Origin of the sequence: Vibrio sp. HI00D65 (assembly GCF_001635455.1) — a bacterium.
Lineage (GTDB): Bacteria > Pseudomonadota > Gammaproteobacteria > Enterobacterales > Vibrionaceae > Vibrio.
In genome coordinates this window covers 1-278 of the sequence record NZ_LWEH01000439.1, presented here as the reverse complement: position 1 = coordinate 278, position 278 = coordinate 1, and the positions used below count along the sequence as shown (strand labels likewise).

Here is a 278-nt window from a genome sequence, read left to right as displayed (position 1 = left end):
TCTAGACGGCTAAAAAAGATCTGTATATTTCTTGACACACATCCCACTGCTGAATAGAATTTTGCGTCCCTAATTGCGACATGTAGTTAGGGGTAGATTTTTCACAAAGCTTACTTTCAAGTAAATTTCAGGAGCTAGTTAATGGCAACTATTAACCAGTTGGTTCGCAAACCACGTGTAAAGCAAGTTGTTAAAAGCAACGTGCCTGCACTAGAAGCGTGCCCACAAAAACGTGGTGTATGTACTCGTGTTTACACTACTACACCTAAAAAACCTAA

General features: G+C 39.6%; 1 pseudogene. It reads left to right on the top strand.

Annotated features, from left to right (window positions below):
• Positions 1–141: 141 nt before the first annotated feature.
• A pseudogene (rpsL, locus tag A3712_RS21765) lies at positions 142–278 on the top strand (30S ribosomal protein S12); the annotation flags it as partial.